Source organism: Anaerotruncus massiliensis (ex Togo et al. 2026) (assembly GCF_900199635.1).
Classification (GTDB): Bacteria; Bacillota; Clostridia; order Oscillospirales; family Ruminococcaceae; genus Anaerotruncus; species Anaerotruncus massiliensis.
Genome location: NZ_LT962685.1, coordinates 1 through 5,487, shown reverse-complemented (window position 1 = coordinate 5,487; position 5,487 = coordinate 1). Strand labels below are relative to the sequence as shown.

At 57.9% G+C, this 5,487-nt stretch carries 3 protein-coding genes and 1 pseudogene; all 4 read right to left on the bottom strand.

Translation table 11 applies throughout. The annotated features are described in order from the left end of the window. A pseudogene (locus tag C1A13_RS00145) lies at window positions 1-2,119 on the bottom strand (hypothetical protein); the annotation flags it as partial. Window positions 2,120-2,317: 198 nt separating this feature from the next. Beyond that, window positions 2,318-3,781: a PH domain-containing protein gene (locus C1A13_RS00140; RefSeq protein ID WP_172439097.1), complete on the bottom strand. Its 1,464-nt coding sequence runs from the start codon at window positions 3,779-3,781 to the stop codon at window positions 2,318-2,320. Next, a complete protein-coding gene (locus tag C1A13_RS00135; RefSeq protein WP_101547942.1) occupies window positions 3,774-4,229 on the bottom strand; it encodes a PH domain-containing protein in 456 nt (151 codons plus the stop codon). The genes C1A13_RS00140 and C1A13_RS00135 overlap by 8 nt, the downstream gene beginning before the upstream one ends. Before the next feature lie 177 nt (window positions 4,230-4,406). Then, window positions 4,407-5,120: a spore cortex-lytic enzyme gene (gene sleB / locus C1A13_RS00130; protein ID WP_101547940.1), complete on the bottom strand. Its 714-nt coding sequence runs from the start codon at window positions 5,118-5,120 to the stop codon at window positions 4,407-4,409. Between the last annotated feature and the right edge of the window lie 367 nt (window positions 5,121-5,487).

Below are 5,487 nucleotides of genomic sequence, written 5' to 3'. Positions count from 1 at the left end.
CGCCACCACCGCCACCGTGGTGACCGCCGCCACCGCCGCCGCCTCCTCCGCCGGTATTACCACCGGAGGACGCGACGAGCTTTTTGTCGGAGATGACATAGGCGCCGAGGGAAGAAACGGAGGCTGCCCAGCCGGGACGGTCGTGGATATCACTTTCCGTTACATAGGTAAAGTTGCTTGTGATATCCGTCAGGGTGTTGTTGCCGCCGACCGAATAGATGTAGCAATCTATAGATGGCATGTACCGCTCGATACCTAAGGTCAGGGCAGCCGGATCACCGGGAATCGCGGGGTTGCCTTTAAAATCATAAAACCAGAGCCGGGCGTCCCCGGAACTGTTGTATTTGGTGGCAATCGCACCCATTCGATCGGTACTCATTTTTTGCGCCTTGAAGCTCTCGGGTACCTCGCCGGGGAATTTCAGCGCAGCTCTTCCGTACCATACCAGAGGGTTGGCATTATCATCGTCCGGGAGCCAGGGGTCTGTGGTACCCTTCCCGACAGTCAGTGTAACGTCGGGAAGCACGGGGTCGGCAGGGTCGCCGCCGTTAAATCTTTTATTCCAATACCGCACCTCATTGCCGGCGTAATCCTCCAAATATACGTATTTTACATAATACGTAGTATTTCTTACAACATTTTCATAACGAAGGGGGATGGAGTAGCGATAGGTACCGGAAGGACTAGTCTCATCCTGGATATATGATGCGCGGACGCGCGGTCCGTCCCAGTTATCGGGCTCCCGCAATGCGATGCTGTCCTCCGGTGAACGAGGGTCGAAACCAGAACCGTCTCCATCGGATATCTTGAGCGTTAAGATGATGCTGTCCGCCTGACCGAGAGGGATTTCCTGGGGCTCAATGGAGATTTCTTCAATGATTGGCGGGGTATTATCCGCCTGCGGATTAACGACCTCAAAGACGGCTTCCCCCAGGTCGCCGGTGATCTTCTCGGCGCCGTTCTCATTTTCGTAATCCTCCGCGTACGGCTCTGCATAATAGACCCGGCAGTTATCGTTGCTGTCTTCAATTGACAAATAGGCCAGCTGATAATTTCCCGCGGATGCGTGCTTTGGGATGGTAAACGTGGCGGTGTAAAATCCGTTATCATCCGGTTGAGAAGAAAAGTCGGAAATACCAAAGTCAATCTGTTTATCTGGATACTTAAAATTAGCAAACGCGCCGTCGACATAATCGAGATCGGCAAGGCCCTCGGATTCTATATTGAGGCGGACTTCGGCAGTCCCGGATGCGTCGACGAGTGTCACAACAGAAGGGTCTACCTCAATGGCCTTTAAGACAGGGGCGGTGTCGGCGCTGAACTTGTTATCCACGGTAAAGGACGCCTGCCATCCCGAAGGAATGGGGAGGGTGGAGGAATAGGCATGGTAATATTTCCTATAGCGTTCGCTGCAATAATACTGATCGTTCACCCAATCGTCCACATATTCCAGCCTGTATGTGCCGGAAGAGGCATAGGATTTGACATCGATCGTCCCGACAAAGTGGTAAAGATGATCCGCAGCCGACCCGGGCTCTTCCTGCCGGTAACACTTTGTATCAAATTCACGCAGGGGATTGTCCTCCGTGCGCATGAAATCCACATAGACGACCCGATTATCCATTCGCTCCCGCGGATAGTACATCTCGACGGTGACCGTGACCGTGCCGCCGTTTTCGATGTGTTCGGGGGAAACGGTGACGGACCGGATCTCGGCCTCTTCGGCCTCGGGGGCATTTACCGGGACGGGTGCGGCAAGCGCATTGGCCGTGACAGGGAGTTCCCCGGGTTCCTGCGGGTCCTCTGGATCCGCGTCGGACTCCTCTCCGGAACCCTCGGGCAGGTCCGGATCGGCTTTTTCAGGGGCTTCCGGGCCGGCGGGCTCCGGCTCGCCCGGCTGCGGCTCCGCCGGCGGTGTTTCGGGAGGCTCCGGATCTCCGGCCGGGGGTGCCGCCGGCTTGTCCGTTTCGGATAGCGGCGTGTCTATGGGCTCCGCCGTCCCGGCCGCGGCCGGGGGCTCCTGTTCCGCCGGGGCTTCCGCAAAGGCGGCCGTCAGCGAGCCGAGTGACAGCACGCAGGCCAACAGCATTGCCAGGGACAGCTTTAACAGTTGCTTCACAAAAATCCCTCCTTATGATCGGTCTCTGTCCCCAGTATAAGGGAGAAATTGGACAAAGTCAATGCGACACAAATGTATAATCTCTGTGCAGTATCCCCACATATAGGGCACTTAATAAAAAGAAATATCGGCGGCATGCATAAATTTTGTGAGAAAAAAATGTGTGCGGCGTGAAGCGCCGCACACATCGTCCGGTTGTTATGTTTTTGACGGCGCCTCGTCCCCGGCGTCGAAGAGCGCGACCACCCCGTCCCAGTCGAGATTGCGGATGTGATGGCGGAACCGCCCCTCCGCGCGGGTGGAGACCTTCAGGTCGCATTTGCGGTCGCCGCGCTGGAGGATGCTCTGCCGGACGTTGACAAGCGCGATTTTATCGAATGGAAATACAACGGTGTGTAGATAATACCGGTTAGAATAACGAAGAGTATAACAATCTCCGTCACGGGAAACGCCCGAAGAGAGAAAATCCAGAATCCGGACGCCCAAAAACCAGAGAGCGGGCAGGGAGAGCATGAACCCGGCGAATCCGATCAGACCCGTCCACTTGGGCAGCAGCCAGCAGGCGACGACCGTGCCGGCGGGAATCAGCACGCAGGGCCAGAAGGGATCGATCAGGAACTTGAAGATGGCCCCGAGGTTGGGTTTGAGGGTACGTTCGGAAACGGTGTACTCGGGTAGCAGGCGGGAGAGGTGTTCGCGGGTCTTTCCGCGGCTGGAAAAGGGAATGACGGCCGAGATGTCCGATTTGTCCTTATTGAAGCCGATCGCGTTGAGGAAGACCGAATAGCGCCCGAGCAGGCGGGTCAAAAGGCTCTGCCGGATGTCGACGAAGCTGATGTCGCGGGCGCGCAGGAAATATTCCTTTTCCACAAGCACGCCGCCGCTGACGTGGAGGGAGTCCCCGACGCGGAGGGTGCAGAGATTCTTGGTTTGCAGCAGGTTGAGCAGGAATGCGGCGAGCCATCCGACGAGCAGCGCGATCGCGACGCCCGCCGCGATGGGCGGAAGTCCGAACGCGACACGGCGGGAGAGCTCCTCAAAGGTGGCCAGCATCAGGTCGGCCAGCTCCTGCCCGAGGATCTGGCCCGCCTGGGAGATAAAGGTCGAGATAAACACAATGCCGAGGAAGGAGTTGGAGGTAAAGAGGGAGAGGAACACGACGCCGGAGATCCGGGGGCGGTAGGCGGCGTGGACCTCGTCGGCGGATTCCTCCGGAACGCCCCGGCAGAGGGACAAAATCCGCGCGGCCTCGCGCTCTCCAACATAGAAGGAGACGTCGGCCTTGTTGGCGCCGCGGGCGATCGTGTCCACCCGCAGGCGCGCGACCTTCAGCGGCCGCAGCCAGAAGGGACGCATCACCGCGCAGGTACAGATCCGGTCGACGGGAATGAAGGTTTCACGCTTAAAAAATATACCAGAAGTATAAAATACACCACATTCATCCATATAGTATTTGAAACAATCCCACTTTTTCCAGGCGAGCAAGAAGATCAGCAGAACGGTCAGGATGTCCATCCACGCGCCCGAAATCCACGAAAGCAGGTCGCCCGTCAGCGCGGAGAGGAACCCGCGCGCCAGCGGGATGATCAGGAGGAAGAGGAAGCGGTAGAGAAAGGTCAGCATCGAAAAGGGATGGGCGTGGACGGAGGCGGCCTTACGCATCGGGGGGGCCTCCTTCCTCGTCGGCGGGGGTGAGGAAGGCTTGCAGGCGGTCGGCGTCCGCCGGCGGCAGGCCGGGGATGTAGACCGAGCTGCCCGCCGCATAGACAAAGAGGGAGCAGACCCCGAAGAGCCGCTCGAGCGGGGAGGAGGCGACGGTCGCGTACTGGATGCTTGTTAAGGGAACCGCCTTTACACGCGTATAGATGACGCCGCAGTGGATGAGCAGGCAGCGGCGGTTGAAGCCATAGGAGAGCTTGCGGTATTTGATGGGATAATAGAATATGTAGAAATAGAGAAAAGCCGCCATCCAGGCAGCGGTAAAAAGCCACCACACCCAGTTGATGCGGGGCGCGAAGAAGGCGGAAAAAAAGGAGGGCACAAGCGCCACGAGGAGCAGGCGGATGCGCCACACCGTGAGGATTTGCAGGTCGGGTTTCTTTTGAACCATGGGCGGACTCCATCCCGGCTTTTGGCAAAAAGCCTGAGCAAACAGATTTTTTTCCGGCGGCAGAACCCGCCGCAGGAAAAGCGATACCTATATTATAATGGAAACGGCAGGGAAAAAACATCCCCTGCCGCAAATAATGAAATACAATCAGTAATACCGACAATGAAATATACTGAATCAGCTGCAGAACAGGTGGGCGCCGATCCGTTTGATCACCGGCCGGGTACGGATCCACTTGTTGGAGGTCTTGTCGGGATTATAATAGTAGAGCGCGCCGCCCGACGGGTCGGACCCCGCCAGCGCCTCGCGCGCGGCCTTGCGCGCCGATTCGGCGACCGCCACGTTGATCTGCCCGTCGGTGATCGCGGTGAAGGCGCCCGGCTGGTAGACGACGCCCGGGAGGGTATCGGGGAAGGAGGGGTGCTCCACCCGGTTGAGCACCACCGCGCCCACGGCGACCTGCCCTTCAAACGGTTCGCCCCGCGCCTCGGCCGAAATAATATTGGCCAGCAGCGCGATGTCGCTGTCCGAATAGCCGCCGCTGCCGCTTGTCTGCTGGGAGCTGTAGATCCCCATGGCCCGGAGGGTCGCATTGCCCGCGATCCCGTCGACGGCAAGGCCGTTTTTCCGTTGGAAGTCCATGACCGCCTTTTTCGTCTGCACACCGAAAATGCCGTCGACCTCGCCGAAATAATAGCCCCAGTTTTTGAGCTTCTGCTGGATCTGGCGCACCTCGTTGCCGCGCGAGCCCTGTTTGGAGAGGACGTCGGTCGTCTGCCACATGCGCGCGGCGAAGACCCCCAGGGCGATCAGCAGCAAAAGGGCGAAGGAAAACGAGATGGTGCGGATGAGCAGCACCGGCCGCGCATCGGCGCCGTGTTCTTTCGACATGATGAAAACCTCCTTGCAGGCACGGAAAACGTCCGCGCCGCGGTTAGTTGCAGTATGTGCGCCGCGGGCCGGAATATGCGTGCGCGGGAGGAAGAAGGGGCGCGGGAAGAGGCCGCGCAGGGGCTTTTACGGGAAATTTGCGATTTTTGAAAAAAACTTTGACAAACCAGTTGACATCCCCGTTGTTCTATGGTATTATAACAAAGCTGTCCCGTGCGTGACATCCACAATTTGGACGGCACAGCACCTTGAAAAATGAACAACGAGAGAAGAGAAACGAGGAACCCAAGACGAAGGTTTTGGGGGAATCACCCTTGAAAAGAATTTGAGTATCTCCGGATACAAAAGCGAAACCAGCAAAGGAAAC